We start from the raw sequence: 14,105 nt of genomic DNA, 5'->3' as shown, positions 1-14,105 counted from the left end.
GAGAAAAGACCATGCAGGATTTTTCCCCAAGCGCGATGCTTGCCCTGATGCTGGCAAACCGGGCAGCCGCCGCCTCGCTGATTACCTTGTTCGTGGCGATTGTGATCGTTGCCTTGAACTGGGACAAAGTGTGTTATTTCGTGCGCCGCGCCTGGCATGCCACGCCGCTGGTCGGCACGGTGGCCAGGTTGGCTCGCCAGGTACGCCGCGACCATGGCCAGGTTGATGCCAATGGCTGGCGCAGTGGCGAGATCAGCCTGTGCGAGGAGTACTACACCCGCTACGAGTCCGTGGACAAGGACCCTTCGTATTTCGCCAAGTGCGAAGACTACCTGTCCAAGGTCTGCGAGAAAGGCCGCCGCACCAACCCGGTGTGGGTCGTGCCGCTGATGGGCGCGTTGCTGGTGCTTGAGGCCGTCGGTTTTGCCTATGTAATCGGCCCGTTCGTCAACCGCGAGATTTCGGCCAACAACCTGCAATACCTGACGTGGTCGGTGTCGGCGTTCCTCGCGCTGATCTCGGGCTTCTTCGCGCACATCGCCGGTCACCAGTTCCACCATAACTCGCTGATCAAGAAAGCGCGTCACTGGTGGCGTGGCACGCCGAACAACGAGCGCGACAGCCAGATCGGCAAGGACATCGCACAGATCTCCATCGACGCTTCACGCAGTGACGATAATGCCACGGGCTACAACAAGATCCTGGCGCGCATCAAAACCAACGAGACGGTGACCACTCGCCATAACTGGATCGCCATTTTCGCGGGCACCATCGTGATCGTTGCCATCGCGGCCTTCTGGGTGCGTACCGAACAGCTCAATGCCCTGGAAACCGAACTGGTTGCCGGCTACCAGATCAACGAGTCGGCGCCTGCTGCCAGCAGCCCGTTCGATCTGCCGGCGGCTTCGGCACAAGTCGAGAAGCAAAGCCAGGACAAGTCTTTCGGCGACAAACTGGGTGCCGAGCACACGGCGTCGCTGGTGACCTTCGCGGTATTGTCGGTGGTTTACGTGGCCATCCAGTTCATCGCATTGTGGCTGTCGATGGTGTACGGCTTCGCTGGCCTGGCGTCCAAGGATGCCTACGAAATGACCAGCAAGTTCAAGACCGCTGCCGAGATGGTGCGCTGGATGGAGCGTCAGCGCCTGGCGATTCGCGGGCATGCCGATCACAAGCTGCGCATGCTGCAGCACAAGGTGTCCGGCTACGACATGGCATCCAACTCGGGGGAGCAAAGTTCGAGCACTGCCCACACTCGCGACTTCGATGCGTTCCTGAAGATGCGGGTAGCCCAGGCAGACGCGAAACGCCAGGCCGACAAGCACGACGAAGACCAGAAGGCCCTGGAAGCGCACCGTGCCGCCCTGGAGTTCCAGCGCAAGAAAGCCTCCATCGAGGCCGAATATCAGGCACCGGCGGTGGCTGCCCAGCCCCGCGTCGAGACGCCAGCGCCCGCTGCGGCGCCCAGCGTCGCGGCGCCTGTGGCGCAAAACCTGGCCGGGCCCAAGCCGGGTGAGTTTGACGACTTGCGTGAACTGTCCGATGAGGACCTGGACCTGGTCACCGATGAATATGGCCTGACCCTCGAGCAGCTCAAGCGCATCCGCAACACCCAAGTGGTGCTGGCCAAGACCGGGAAGTTTCCGGGCAAGGGAGCGATTGCCTGATGAAAGGCTTGCTGCGATGTGCCATGGTCATGGCCTTGCTCGCTTCGGCCACGGCCATGGCGGCGGAGCGCAATGACCTGCCCAGCTGTTACGGGGCGGCGAAACTGGGTGAATTCAAGCCGGCGCCTTCAGGGCGCCAGTTAGTGGTGATCGTCGACCAGACCATCAAGATGCCGGAGGATATCCAGCGTTCGGTGTGGGAGAAAATCGACCGCTTCGTGCAGCCCGGTGACCAGGTGAAGCTGTACACTTTCTCGGCCTTCGTGCCGGGCGAGTACATGCGCCTGCTCACGGATGTCACCCTGGAAGTGCCTGCGGCCGACAACGTTCGCGCCGACATGAGCATGAGCAAGCTGCGCCAGCTGGACGCCTGCATGGGCCAGCAGAAAGCCGTGTTCGTGCGCGGTGTGGGCGGGTTGCTGGTCAAGGCGCTGCGTGAGGCCAACGACGAAAACCCCAAGAGCGAGATCTTGCACGCCCTGCGTGATGTAGGCGCCGACATGGGCCAGGGCAGCGGCGGTGAACATGTCGTGTTCCTGATCAGCGACATGTTGGAAAACAGTGACTACGCCTCGTTCTACGCCCACAGCGCCATCCAGAACCTCAACGTTGCCCAGGAAATCAAGAAGGCTTCGGACAAGAGCCTGTTTGCCAACCTGAACGGCTCGCGCGTGTACGTGGCCGGGGCAGGACTGGTGACGGACGGCATCAAGCAGAAGTATCGGTCGGGCAAGACCATGGACCTGCTGAACGCGTTCTGGGCCGCGTACTTCGAGAAGTCCAATGCCAGGCTGGTGGCGTTTGGCACGCCAATGTTGAACGTGGATCTGCAGTAGGCGCACCCTGGCGGCGTGCCCGTATCACGCCGATGTTCCTTCGGCGCCTCCAAAACCGAGCGCCGCCCGCGCGGCGCGACCCGGCCTGACGGCCGGTGCTACAGTTGCTGCAATGAGGCTTGCAGCCTTGTTTGCTTGACGCGAAATCGAGTGAAGCTGACATGCCTTCACACGGTACCCAGGCAAGCGCTGTAGCACCGGCCGTCAGGCCGGGTCGCGCCGTGCGGACGGCGCTCGATCTCAAGGGCGCTGCAAAATCATCGCCATGCACCTGTCAGCCCTGACGCGCCCTCCAGCCAACCCCGTAGCCGCTGCCGCAGGCTGCGCTGGCCCTCGTTTACGCTGGAGATCTCCAGTGAGGCATAGGGCCAGCGCAGCCTGGCGGCAGCGGCTACGCGATTGGGTGTGTCAGGACATGTATCAGGACTTGCCTGGCTGCCAACCACCCCCCAACGCAACCATCAACCCCACGCTAGCCTGCAACCTGCGCGTCTGCACATCCTGCAACTTGCGCTGCGCATCCAGCGCCGCGGTCTGCGCCGTGACCACGTCCAGGTAGTTCACCGCACCGGCTTCATAGCTGTTCATGGCCAAGGTCTGCGACTGGGTCGCCGCATCCACTGCCGCCTGCTGGTCGGCCGCTTCCTGCTTCAAATCACGCAGCTGCGAGAGGTTGTCTTCCACCTCGCGCAACGCCTTCAACACACTGCCACGGTAGTGCGCGCTGGCTTCGGCGAACTCGGCCTTGGCCTGGTTTTCGGCGCCGGTCAGGCGGCCACCGGTGAAGATCGGCAGGTTGACCACCGGGCCGATGGCCCAGAAGCGGTTGGTGGCGCTGAGCACGTTGCCCACGCCCATGTCCTGGCCACCGAAGTAGCCGCTCAGGCTGAAGTCGGGGTAGAACGCGGCCTTGGCCACGCCGATGTTGGCGTTGGCGGCAAACACCCGGCGTTCGGCGGCGGCGATGTCAGGGCGACGCTGCAGCAGGGTGCTGGGCAGCTCGGCGGGCACGTCGGGCAGGGCCGGGAATTTGCTGATGGCGGCCAGCTGGAAGGTGGTCGCCGGCTGGCCCACCAGCTCGCCGATGGCGTGCTCGGTGAGGTTGCGCTGGTTGACCACGTCGTCCAGTTGCGCCTGGGCCTGGGCCAGTTCGCTTTGTGCGCGGGTCATGTCCAGTTCGCTGGCGATCTGGCCTTCGTAGCGGTCGCGGGTCAGGTTCAGGGCCTGGGTGTAGTCGTCCAGCGAGGCCTTGAGGATAGCCTGCTGGGCGTCCAGCCCGGCCAGGGTCAGGTACAGGTTGCTGAGCTGGCGCTGCAGGCTCTGGCGCGCCACTTCCAGGTCGTCGGCCGAGGCCTGGGCCTGGGCGTCGCCGGCGGCCACGCGGTTGCGTACCTTGCCCCAGAAGTCCAGGTCCCAGTTCAGGGTGAAGGCCGCGGTGTCGGTGTTGTACACGTTGGGCTGGTCGCTGCCGCGCAGCGGTTTGTTCTCGGACTGGCGCTGGCGCACGCTGGAGCCGGTGGCGCCGATTTCCGGGAACAGGCCGCCGTGCAACTGGCTGGCGTAGGCCTGGGCCGCATCGAAATGCGCCAGGGCCGCGGCCAGGTCAGGGTTGGCGGTGATCAGCTTGCCCTGCAGGTCGTTGAGCTGCGGGTCGTTGTACAGCGTCCACCATTGCTGCGGCACGTGGTCGGCTGGCTTGGCAGCCTGCCACGGGCCGCTGTAATGCAGCGGGATCGGTGCGTCCGGCACCTTGTAGGTTGGCGCCAGCGAGCAGCCCTGGAGCACCAGGGCCATCGCCGCTACCAGGCGGTTAAGCTTTAGGGGCATGGGTGTCTCCTGCGTCGGCCAGTTTCACCGGGTCGTTCTCGCGCAGGGAGTCCGGTGGGTTGTCGATGACCTGGTCGGTCGGGGCCAGGCCCTGGTCGATGAACAGGGTGGCGCCCAGGTCCATACCGATGTGCACGTTGCGCAGGTGCACATGCTTCTGCGCATCGACCACGGCCACCTGGGTACCGGCGGCGCGGAAGATCAGCGCGCTGCCGGGAATGCTCACGCCCTGGCTGCCCGCAGGCACCTTGAGGGTGACCTCGGTGTAGTCACCGGCCAGCAGCTCGCCCTTGGGGTTGTCGGCGACGAACTGGGCCAGCATGGTCCCGGACTTGGCGTCCACGGCGTTGGAGTTGCCCACCAGCTGTGCATCGAACTGCTCGCCCGGGTGCTCCGGCACGGTCAGGCTCACGTGCATGCCGGTGCGCACGGCCGCAGCGTAGTTCTGCGGCACTGGCACGTAGAGGCGCAGGCGATGGGTGTCAGCCACTTCGAAGAGGTCCGGGCCGGTGTCGGCGTCGGCCTTGATCAGCTGGCCGACGTCGGTGTTACGCGCGGTCACGGTGCCGTCGAACGGCGCACGCAGGGTCTTGTAGTTGGACAGGTCGGTGAGGCGCGCGTAGTCGGCGCGGGCCGCCTCGACGTTGGCCTTGGCGGCGTCGGCGTTGGCGACTTTCTCGTCCACTTCCTGTTGCGAGACCGAATGCGTGCTCAGCAGGTGTTGCCAGCGCGCGGCGCTGGTCTGTGCCAGTTTCTCGTCGGCCTGTTGCTGCAGCAGGTGCGCGTGGGCCTGGGCCAGTTGTTGGTCCAGGTCCGGGCTGTCGATTTCGGCCAGCACCTGGCCGGCCTTCACCGGTGTGCCGATGTCGGCTTTCCAGTCCTTCAGGTAGCCGCTGACCCGGGCGTGGATCATCGCCTGGCTCCAGGCTTCCAGGTGCGCCGGCAGCACCAGGGTGTCGCCGGTGGTGTTGTGGATCGGCTGGAACACGCTGACGATCGGCATCGACTGGGCTTCGGTCCAGCTCGCCACATTGTCATCGTGACGGGTCCGGGCGGCCAGGCCGCCGGCCACCAGCACGGCGGCCAAGGTCAGGCCGCCGACGCCGAGCACCATCAGGCGCTTGCGCGAAGGCTTCTTTGCGATGGTCGGTAGGGAATCAGACGACATGGGACGTTTCTCCAACGGGAAGCTTGGCGGTGCGGCGTCCATGCACGAGGCTGAACACCACCGGAACGAAGAGCAGGGTGGCCGTGGTGGCCAGGATCAGGCCGCCGATGACGGCGCGACCCAGTGGGGCGTTTTGTTCCTGGGAGATGGCCAGCGGCAGCATGCCGATGATCATCGCCAGGGCGGTCATGCACACCGGACGGAAGCGGGTGAAACCGGCCTCCATGGCGGCCAGCAGGGCGTCGCCGTGCACCTCCAGGCGTTCTCGACAGAAACTCACCACCAGGATGGAGTTGGCGGTGGCCACACCCATGCACAAGATGGCCCCTGTCAACGCCGGTACCGATAGCGAGGTGCCGGACAGGAACAGCATCCAGACGATGCCTGCCAGGGCAGCCGGCAGCGCGGTGATGATCACGAACGGGTCGAGCCAGGACTGGAAGTTGACCACGATCAGCAGGTAGATCAGCACCACCGCGCCGAGCAGGCCCAGGGACAGGCCGCTGAAGGCTTCATGCAGGGCGTCGATCTGGCCGTGCAGGGTGATGGTGGCGCCCTTCGGACGGTGCGGGGCGGCCAGGTCGATGGCCTTCTGGATGTCGCTGGCGACGCCGCCCAGGTCACGGCCTTGTACGTTGGCGTAGATGTCCAGGGTCGGCTGGATGTTGTAGTGGGTGACCACCGCCGGGGTGTCGACGCGGTGGATGGTGGCCAGGCCGCCGAGAATCTGCGATTGGCCGTTGGCGCCGGTCACCGGCAGGGCTTCAAGCTCCGGCATGCTGTCCAGGCGGTACTGCGGCGTTGCCGCCACGATGGAGTAGCTGATGCCGTTTTTCGGATTCAGCCAGTACAGCGGCGATACCTGCGAGCTGCCGGCCAGCGAGGCGACCATGGAGTTGGTTACGTCGCGTTCGGTGATGCCCAGGCCGTTGGCGCGTTCACGGTTCACGTCCACTTGCAGGGTCGGGTAGCCGTTGGACTGCTGGATGCGCAGGTCGGCGATGCCACGGATGTGCTTCAGCGCGCGCTGCAGTTCCAGGGCGTAGGCATGGTTGGCGTCGTTGTCCGGGCCGGAGATTTTCACGTCCAGCGGCGCCGGGGCACCGAAGTTGAGGATCTCGCTGCTGATGTCAGCCGGCAGGAACGAGAAGGTGCTGCCCGGGAAGCTTTCCGGCAACACTTCACGCAGTTTCTTCACGTAGTCGGCGGTTGGCTTGTGGCCTTCCTTCAGGGTCACGGAAATATCGCCGTCCTGCGGGCCGGTGGTGCCGCTGGCGCTGTAGGCCATGTCGATACCGCTGAGCGGGATACCGATGTTGTCGATCACGGTGTCCAGCTCGTTGGCCGGCACCACTTGACGAATGCGCGCTTCGATACGGTCGAAGGCGGCGGCGCTTTCCTCGATACGGGTACCCACCGGCAGGCTGACGTGCAGCGACATGGCGCCGGCGTCGGTGGCCGGGAAGAAGTCTTCACCCAGGGTCGGCAGCAGCGCGAAGGACGCCAGCACGCAGACCATGAAGCCGATCAGGAAGCGCTTGCGGTTTTCCAGGGCCAGGGTGAGGACACCGTGGTAGCTGTCACGCACGTTGCTGAAGCGCTTCTCGAAGCCTTGCTGGAAGTTCAGCAGGCTTTGCACGAACGCGCCGTGCTTGGGTTTGTGCTGGTCGCCTTCGTGGTGGTTGAGCAGGGCGTTGTCCGGGTGACGGCCTTCGCCGGCCTCGACCACGTGGGGCTTGAGCAGGAACATCGCCAGGGTCGGCACCAGGGTACGCGACAGGATGAACGACGACGCCATGGCGAAGATCACCGCCAGCGCCATCGGGCGGAACAGGTAGCCGGCAATGCCTTGCAGCATGAACATCGGCACGAACACGATGCAGATACACAGCAGGGAGACGAAGGCCGGGCCGACGATCTGCTTGGCGCCGTCGAGGATGGCATCCTTCACCTGCTTGCCTTGCTCAAGGTGCCAGTTGATGTTCTCGATGGTCACCGTGGCATCGTCCACCAGGATACCGACGGCCAGCGCCAGCCCCCCGAGCGTCATCACGTTGAGGGTCTGGCCGCTGACCGCCAGCAGGGCAATCGCCGACAGTACTGCCAGGGGAATCGAGGCGGCAATGATGATGGTCGAGCGCCAGCTGCCCAGGAACAGCAGGATCATGGCGCTGGTCAGCAGGGCGGCGATGATGCCTTCGCGGGCCACGCTGCCCACCGATTCCTTCACGAACACCGAGGCGTCGCCCAGCATCGAGGTTTTCAGCGACGGCGGCAGGGTCTCGTTGATCAACGGGAACATGTCGCGAATGCTTTGCACGATCGACAGGGTCGAGATGTTGCCGTTTTTCAGGGCCGGCATCAGCACCGCGCGACGGCCGTCCACCCGCACGATGTTGGTCTGCGGCGGCGAGCCGTCACGCACGTGGGCCACCTGGCCAACGGTGATCACGGCGCCGTCGACGGTCTTGATCGGCAGGTCGTTGAGCTGCTCGATGGCGTCCGGGCTGTTGTTCAGCAGCACGGTGTATTCATCGCTGCCCAGCTTGGCGGTACCCACCGGCACGATCTGGTTCTGCGCGGCCAGGGCGTTGCTCACGTCCTGCGCCGACAGGCCCTTGGCGGCCAGCGCCTGGGGGTCCAGGTCGAGGGTGATCTGGCGCTGCTTGCCGCCCATGGGGGTCGGCATGGCCAGGCCCGGCACGGCGGAAAGCGGCAGGCGGATGGAGTTCTGCACCAGGTCACGAATACGCGCTTCGGACAGGGTGGGGCTGGAGAACGCCATCTGCAGGATCGGCACCGTGGAGGCGCTGTAGTTGAGGATCAGCGGCGGCGTGATGCCTGGGGGCATCTGCTTGAGCACGGTTTGCGACACCGCGGTCACCTGGGCGTTGGCGGTACGGATGTCCACGCCCGGCTGGAAGAAGATCTTGACGATGCCCATGCCCGGCAGCGATTGCGACTCGATGTGCTCGATGTCGTTCACCGTGGTACTGAGCGAGCGCTCGTAGGTATAGATCACCCGGCCGGCCATGGCGTCCGGCGACAGGCCGGTGTAGGACCAGACCACGGCAATCACGGGGATGCCGATGTCGGGGAATACGTCGGTAGGGGTCCGCATCGCGGACAGGGGCCCGATGATGCAGATGAATATCGCCAACACGATAAACGTGTATGGCTTGAGCAATGCGGTCTTTACCAGCCCTAGCATGCCAGGAACCTCCAAAGGGTTTGCGTATGCTGGCAAGTCTTGCTGGAACCACCTAACACAAGCCTTTCATGAAGGTGAAAGATGTTTTAAGGCGCAACTGAAATTCGTTTCACGGTGATTCATTGGTGTTGAAAGAGGGCGGTCATCACACTTGGCATCGATCGAAAACGACCTGCCAGGGCAGGCCACTTCCAACACATTTGAGGAATACCCCATGAATGCGAAAACGCTAATGCTGGTGCCCATGCTTGGGCTGGTCGGTCTGCTCTCGGCCTGCGCCGGGCCCATGCCTGCGCCTAACCCGAACGACGCCTGGGTGGGTTTGAAAGAAGAAACCCAGAACTCGATGCTGGCCGAACAGGTTGACGGCAAGAACCTGAAAGATGGCCGTTACTTCCAGGTAAAACCGGGCGAGCACAAACTTGAAGTGCTGCTGTACGAAGAAAGCACTGCGCAACAGGACGACCAGACCTGCCGTGCCACTATTGATTACAAGGGCTTCAAGCAGGGCAAGCACTACACCCTGGTGGAGAGCAGCCTGGGTGACACCAACCTGCGCGCCGACTTGAAGAATGACCAGGGCAAGACTGTTGCTTCGACTGACAACTTCGATTGCATGTCGGGCTGAGGCTTGCGCGGTAACCAAAGGCCCTGGCGCTTAGCGTGATGGGCCTTTTTTTGTGTCCAGCCCAGACTGTCTTGTGGGAGCTGGCTTGCCAGCGAGCTTTTATGGCCCCAACAGCTCGCTGGCAAGCCAGCTCCCACAGGATGTAGCAGTCTCTGTAGCAGCGGCCGCAGGCCGCGTCATGGGCGTGCAAAAAAGCCCCGGGCCAGTGGCGCGGGGCTTTTGGGTATTGCCAATCCGTTGATCTCAATCAGTACGCACATGCACCGTTTCGCGCAAGCTGTACCCGAACCCGCGCAAGGTCTGCAGGGCGTTGGGTGCGTCCAGGCGGGCCAGCTTGCGGCGCAGGTTGCAGATGTGTCGCTCGATCAGCGCGCTGCGCGAGTCATGGGCGGCGCCCCACAGCTGTTCCTCGATCAGCTCGCGGCTCACCGCGCCGGGACGCTTTGCGAGGATGGCCAGCAGCCGCTGTTCGCTCACGGTCAACGGCTGCTGGTGGGCGCCGCGGCCCAGCAGCAGGCGCGTGGTGGACAGCCACAGGCCGGCCTCGGCGTCCACCGCGGGGCTGAGGTGGTCGCGTAGCAGGGCGTGCATGCGCGCCTGCAGCTCGATGAACAGCACCGGCTTGGTCAGGCACAACTCGGCGCCGGCGCGCAGGGCCGCCACCCGTGCCGGGCCATCGTCCTCGGCCAGCAGCACCAGCACGCGTGACTTGCGCTTGCGCGTCAGGCAGCGCGCTAGCAGCTCGGGCTGGGCCTGCTGCAGATCCAGCAGGATAAAGCCGTAGTTGCTGTCGGCCAGGGCCCAGTCGGCTTCGTGGGGCTTGGCCTCGACGACGCGCTGGCCGCTGTCAGCAAAGCCGCGCAGCAGCTGTTCGTCTCGGGTATCGGCGATATAGAGCAGATTCATGTGGATCACACTCGCGCTTTGCTTTGACGGCAATGCAGTGCCAGGCTGGCACCGCCCTGTTGGCTGTTGCCCACTTCCAGGGTGAACCCGTGCAGGTTGACGATGGCCGCCACGATCGACAGCCCCAGGCCGAAGCCGGGTTGGGTGTTGTCGTCGTCGCAGCGGTAGAACCGTTGGAACACCGCCTCGCGTTCTTCCTTGGGAATGCCGGGGCCCGAGTCCTGCACTTCAATGCAGGTGCTATCGAGTTCGTTGCGCGCGCGCAGCACCACCACGCCACCGGGCGGGGTGAACTTGATCGAGTTGCTCAGCAGGTTGCCGATGGCTTCGAACAGCAGCGCGCGGTCGCCATTGAGGCTGGGCAGTACCTGGGGCGAATCCAGCTCCAGGCGCAGCTCGCCTTCCTCTGCCAGCGGCAGGTAGAAGTCGTGCAGTTCATGCAGCAGCGGCAGCGGGTCGAACTCCACGAAGCCGGAGCGACGCTGGTGGTCCTCCAGTTCGGAAATGCGCAGCAGGCCGCGGAAACGCGCCATCAGGGTGTCGGTCTCGGCGATCACGCCGTCCAGTTGCAGGGCGTGGTCGGAATCCACCCCGGCCTGCTGCTGGATGCGATACAGCTGGGCGCGCAGCCGGGTCAGCGGCGTGCGCAGGTCGTGGGCGATGTTGTCGCACACGCCCTTGACCTCCATCATCAACCGCTCGATGCGGTCGAGCATGGCGTTGACGATGGCCGCCAGCATGTCCAGCTCGTCGCGGCGGTTGGACAGCGGCAGGCGCTGGGTCAGGTCGCCGGCGACAATGGCGTCGGCGCTGTCCTGGATCGCGCGGATACGCCGTATCGGCCGCCTGCGCAGCAGGTGCCAGCCCGCAGCACCGGGGATGATGGTCAGCGAGATGCCCCACAACAGGGCGTGGAGGATGATGCGCGTCACTGCGAACAACGAACCGTTGTCACGCACCAACACCAGCCAGCGACCGTCCTGGGTGGCCATGGCCACGGCGTCGCAGCCCTGCTGGGGCAGCTTGGGGTCGTCGGAGTCGATGCAGTCATCCAGCTCGTAGATGTTGCCGTCCAGGGCCACGCCCTTGGGAATTTCCCGCAGGTCGCCGCCGACCGGGCGCAATTGTGCGTCGAACAGCCCGTAGGCGTCGTAGGCGCGGTTGTCGAAGGTCTCGCTGGCCGACAGCGCGTCGTCCAGGGCCTGGCCGCTGAAACGCGAGAACAGGTGCTGGCGCTGCATGAGCGAATGGCGCGCCAGGCTGTTGAGGTAGTCCGACACTTCGTAATAGAGCACACCCATGAGGATGCAGCTCCAGGCCACGAAGAGAAAACTGTACAGCGCCAGCAGGCGGCTGCTGGACGAGCGCCAGCCCTTAGAGGGGTTCGGCAATGACATAGCCGGAGCCCCGAACGGTCTTGATCAGCGCAATGGCGCCAGGCGGATCGATCTTCTTGCGCAGGCGGCCGATGTGCACGTCGATCAGGTTGGTGCCCGGGTCGAAGTGGTAGCCCCAGACTTCCTCGAAGATCATCATGCGGGTCAGGATCTGCCCGGCGTTGCGCATCAGGAATTCCAGCAGCTTGTATTCGGTGGGCAGCAGGTTCAGGGCCTGTTCGCCACGGCGCGCTTCACGGGTGATCAGGTCCAGCTCAAGGTCGGCGACCTTCAGCGTGGTGTCGACGTCGGCAACGGTGCTCTTGCGGCGCAGCAGCACTTCGACGCGCGCGGCCATTTCGTCCGAGGCGAAGGGCTTGGTCAGGTAGTCGTCGCCACCGGCACGCAGGCCACGCACGCGCTCGTCCACGTCGGACAGGGCGCTGATCATCAGGATCGGCGTGGACACGCCAATGGTGCGCAAGGTGGTGACAATGGCCAGGCCATCCAGCTCGGGGAGCATGCGGTCCAGGGTGATAACGTCATAGTTGCCGCTGACGGCCTTGACCAGGCCCTCGCGGCCGTTATCGACCCAATCAACTTCAAGGCCGTGGCTGCTCAGTTCGGCCACGATTTCCTTGGCTGTCACGGCATCGTCTTCGATGGTCAAAACGCGTGTCATGGTGTTGTACCTGGGATTTCGGCTATTGAGTGGCCATTGTGCCGATTTTTACCTGTCGCCTTGCTGAAGTTTATTTCATCTAGATGTGTAAGAGCTGGAAGGCTCTAAATCAATGGTTTCAGGGATGCGGTGGTTTGTATCGCGCGGGTATCCCATGTGTTACACGATATTTCTAAAGCTGCGAATGGGCCAGTCGATGACACATGAACCATCTTCCCTTAAAGGAATTTTCCCATGACCACCCTAGGCAATATCACGTCGGGATTGCACATCGCGACCACCACCACTACCGCCAAGTCGACCGCCGCCACCACGGCCAGCACCGACGATAGCACCACCACCAGCGCCGACGGCACTACCACCTCCGGCACTTCCACCACCACTTCCACCACGGCAGCGGGCGGCGCTGGCGGTGCGGGCGGTGGCGGCGGCGGCGGCAGCAGCGACAGCAGCTCCAGCTCCAGTTCCAGCTCCGAGACCGTGACCGAGCTGCAAAAGCAGATCGCCGAGCTGCAGAAAGAGCTGCAAGCCCAGGAGCAGGCGGTGCAGAAAGCCCAGCAGATCCAGGACCAGAGCGCCAAGGCCGCGGCCGTGGCCACTGCCCAGGCCCAGGTCTCGTCGACCACTGCAGAAATTTCGTCGCTGACCTCGGAGCTGTCCCAGGCCCTGGTTGACGAAGGCAGCAGCACCACCGGTTCGACCATCAACACCACCGCATGATGTTTTGGGGCCAGGACTCGTGCAGCCGTACTTATGGGCTAGGCTTAGCAGAATCTGCAAAGCCTGGACTCTGGAGTGTTTCGATGCTGGCCCCAGCCAAACCGGTGAATGAAGCCGAGCGCGTGAGCACCTTGCGCGCGATGAATATCCTCGATACCGCCCCTGAAGAGCGGTTCGACCGCTTGACGCGCCTGGCCCGCAGGCTGTTCGACGTGCCGATCGCGCTGGTCAGCCTGGTGGACGTCAACCGCCAGTGGTTCAAGTCCTGCCAGGGCCTGAGCGCCAGCGAAACGCCGCGTGATATTTCGTTCTGCGGCCACGCCATCCTCGGCGACCAGGTGTTGATGATTCCTGACGCCACCAACGACGAACGGTTCCATGACAACCCGTTGGTGGTCGGCGACCCGCATATCCGTTTCTATGCCGGTTGCCCGCTGCGGGTGGGCAATGGCGCCAAGATCGGCACGCTGTGCCTGATCGACTCGCGGCCGCGCATCCTCGATGCCGAGGAGCGCGAGCTGCTGCGCGATTTGGCGAGCATGGCCGAGCAGGAAATCGAGGCGCTGCAGCTGGCGACCATCGATGACCTGACCCAGGTGTCCAACCGCCGTGGCTTCGAGGCCCTGGCCGAGCACGCGCTAAGCATCTGCAAGCGCATGAACACGCCGGCGTCGCTGCTGTTTTTCGATTTGAACGATTTCAAGAAGATCAACGACACCTGGGGCCACGCCGAGGGCGACCGGGCGCTGGTGGCGTTCGCCGAGACCTTGCGCGAGGTGTTGCGCGAGATGGACCTGGTGGGGCGCCTGGGCGGGGATGAGTTCGTGGCCCTGCTGATGGGCTCCAATGCCCAGGATGGCGACCTGATTGCCGAGCGGCTGAAGGAAGCGCTGGCGCGCAAGAACGCCGAGGCCCAGCGTGGCTACGACATTCGCTACAGCATCGGGCGGATCGAGTACGACCCGGCCAAGCATGATTCGATCAAGCGCTTGCTGGCCGAGGCGGATGCGGCCATGTACGCCCACAAGCAGGCCAGCCGCCGGCATTGACCCTGCACGGCAGGGGCAACGCGGCGTGGCCGGGC

General features: G+C 64.2%; 11 protein-coding genes. 5 read left to right on the top strand and 6 right to left on the bottom strand.

Annotation, left to right across the window (positions count from 1 at the left end; all coding sequences use genetic code 11):
• Window positions 1–11: 11 nt before the first annotated feature.
• Together RAM80_RS08070 and RAM80_RS08065 are read left to right on the top strand one after the other, a co-directional pair.
• Window positions 12–1,667 (top strand): hypothetical protein, encoded by a 1,656-nt coding sequence (locus RAM80_RS08070; RefSeq protein ID WP_416425715.1) that lies wholly within the window; start codon window positions 12–14, stop codon window positions 1,665–1,667.
• A complete protein-coding gene (locus tag RAM80_RS08065; RefSeq protein ID WP_416425713.1) occupies window positions 1,667–2,503 on the top strand; it encodes a hypothetical protein in 837 nt (278 codons plus the stop codon). Before RAM80_RS08070 ends, RAM80_RS08065 begins: the two co-directional genes overlap by 1 nt.
• 420 nt (window positions 2,504–2,923) lie before the next feature.
• Here RAM80_RS08065 and RAM80_RS08060 read toward each other — a convergent pair whose 3' ends face one another.
• The 3 genes from RAM80_RS08060 to RAM80_RS08050 are packed head-to-tail and all read right to left on the bottom strand — an operon-like array spanning window position 2,924 to window position 8,709.
• Window positions 2,924–4,330: an efflux transporter outer membrane subunit gene (locus RAM80_RS08060; protein ID WP_416425712.1), complete on the bottom strand. Its 1,407-nt coding sequence runs from the start codon at window positions 4,328–4,330 to the stop codon at window positions 2,924–2,926.
• Window positions 4,314–5,498, bottom strand: coding sequence for an efflux RND transporter periplasmic adaptor subunit (locus RAM80_RS08055; protein ID WP_416425711.1), 1,185 nt, complete (start codon window positions 5,496–5,498; stop codon window positions 4,314–4,316). The genes RAM80_RS08060 and RAM80_RS08055 overlap by 17 nt, the downstream gene beginning before the upstream one ends.
• Complete coding sequence (locus RAM80_RS08050) at window positions 5,488–8,709, bottom strand: efflux RND transporter permease subunit (RefSeq protein WP_416425709.1); 3,222 nt, start codon at window positions 8,707–8,709, stop codon at window positions 5,488–5,490. The genes RAM80_RS08055 and RAM80_RS08050 overlap by 11 nt, the downstream gene beginning before the upstream one ends.
• A 214-nt stretch (window positions 8,710–8,923) precedes the next feature.
• On the opposite strand from RAM80_RS08050, the gene RAM80_RS08045 reads away from it, so the two are divergent.
• Complete coding sequence (locus RAM80_RS08045; RefSeq protein ID WP_416425707.1) at window positions 8,924–9,337, top strand: hypothetical protein; 414 nt, start codon at window positions 8,924–8,926, stop codon at window positions 9,335–9,337.
• Window positions 9,338–9,580: 243 nt separating this feature from the next.
• Here the strand turns inward: RAM80_RS08045 and RAM80_RS08040 are convergent, their stop codons facing one another.
• From RAM80_RS08040 to RAM80_RS08030, 3 genes are read right to left on the bottom strand one after another with little or no spacing between them, the layout of a single operon-like run.
• A complete protein-coding gene (locus RAM80_RS08040; RefSeq protein WP_416425705.1) occupies window positions 9,581–10,243 on the bottom strand; it encodes a response regulator transcription factor in 663 nt (220 codons plus the stop codon).
• Window positions 10,244–10,248: 5 nt separating this feature from the next.
• Window positions 10,249–11,640: a sensor histidine kinase gene (locus RAM80_RS08035; protein WP_416425703.1), complete on the bottom strand. Its 1,392-nt coding sequence runs from the start codon at window positions 11,638–11,640 to the stop codon at window positions 10,249–10,251.
• Window positions 11,618–12,301: a response regulator transcription factor gene (locus RAM80_RS08030; RefSeq protein WP_027981497.1), complete on the bottom strand. Its 684-nt coding sequence runs from the start codon at window positions 12,299–12,301 to the stop codon at window positions 11,618–11,620. The genes RAM80_RS08035 and RAM80_RS08030 overlap by 23 nt, the downstream gene beginning before the upstream one ends.
• Before the next feature lie 234 nt (window positions 12,302–12,535).
• Between RAM80_RS08030 and RAM80_RS08025 the strand changes: the two genes are divergently transcribed.
• Complete coding sequence (locus tag RAM80_RS08025) at window positions 12,536–13,021, top strand: hypothetical protein (RefSeq protein ID WP_416425701.1); 486 nt, start codon at window positions 12,536–12,538, stop codon at window positions 13,019–13,021.
• 83 nt (window positions 13,022–13,104) lie between these two features.
• Window positions 13,105–14,070, top strand: coding sequence for a diguanylate cyclase domain-containing protein (locus RAM80_RS08020; RefSeq protein ID WP_416425700.1), 966 nt, complete (start codon window positions 13,105–13,107; stop codon window positions 14,068–14,070).
• Window positions 14,071–14,105 lie beyond the last annotated feature (35 nt).

The organism is Pseudomonas sp. App30, from assembly GCF_047947025.1.
In the GTDB taxonomy this organism is placed as follows: Bacteria; Pseudomonadota; Gammaproteobacteria; order Pseudomonadales; family Pseudomonadaceae; genus Aquipseudomonas.
Note: the sequence above shows the minus strand (reverse complement) of the source record. Positions and strands in the feature narration are given on the sequence as shown.

Bases quoted from the DNA above. Each gene is read 5' to 3' on its own strand.
- RAM80_RS08070 (WP_416425715.1), top strand. From the start codon at position 12: ATGCAGGATTTTTCCCCAAGCGCGATGCTTGCCCTGATGCTGGCAAAC.
- RAM80_RS08065 (WP_416425713.1), top strand. From the start codon at position 1,667: ATGAAAGGCTTGCTGCGATGTGCCATGGTCATGGCCTTGCTCGCTTCG.
- RAM80_RS08060 (WP_416425712.1), bottom strand. From the start codon at position 4,330: ATGCCCCTAAAGCTTAACCGCCTGGTAGCGGCGATGGCCCTGGTGCTC.
- RAM80_RS08055 (WP_416425711.1), bottom strand. From the start codon at position 5,498: ATGTCGTCTGATTCCCTACCGACCATCGCAAAGAAGCCTTCGCGCAAG.
- RAM80_RS08050 (WP_416425709.1), bottom strand. From the start codon at position 8,709: ATGCTAGGGCTGGTAAAGACCGCATTGCTCAAGCCATACACGTTTATC.
- RAM80_RS08045 (WP_416425707.1), top strand. From the start codon at position 8,924: ATGAATGCGAAAACGCTAATGCTGGTGCCCATGCTTGGGCTGGTCGGT.
- RAM80_RS08040 (WP_416425705.1), bottom strand. From the start codon at position 10,243: ATGAATCTGCTCTATATCGCCGATACCCGAGACGAACAGCTGCTGCGC.
- RAM80_RS08035 (WP_416425703.1), bottom strand. From the start codon at position 11,640: ATGTCATTGCCGAACCCCTCTAAGGGCTGGCGCTCGTCCAGCAGCCGC.
- RAM80_RS08030 (WP_027981497.1), bottom strand. From the start codon at position 12,301: ATGACACGCGTTTTGACCATCGAAGACGATGCCGTGACAGCCAAGGAA.
- RAM80_RS08025 (WP_416425701.1), top strand. From the start codon at position 12,536: ATGACCACCCTAGGCAATATCACGTCGGGATTGCACATCGCGACCACC.
- RAM80_RS08020 (WP_416425700.1), top strand. From the start codon at position 13,105: ATGCTGGCCCCAGCCAAACCGGTGAATGAAGCCGAGCGCGTGAGCACC.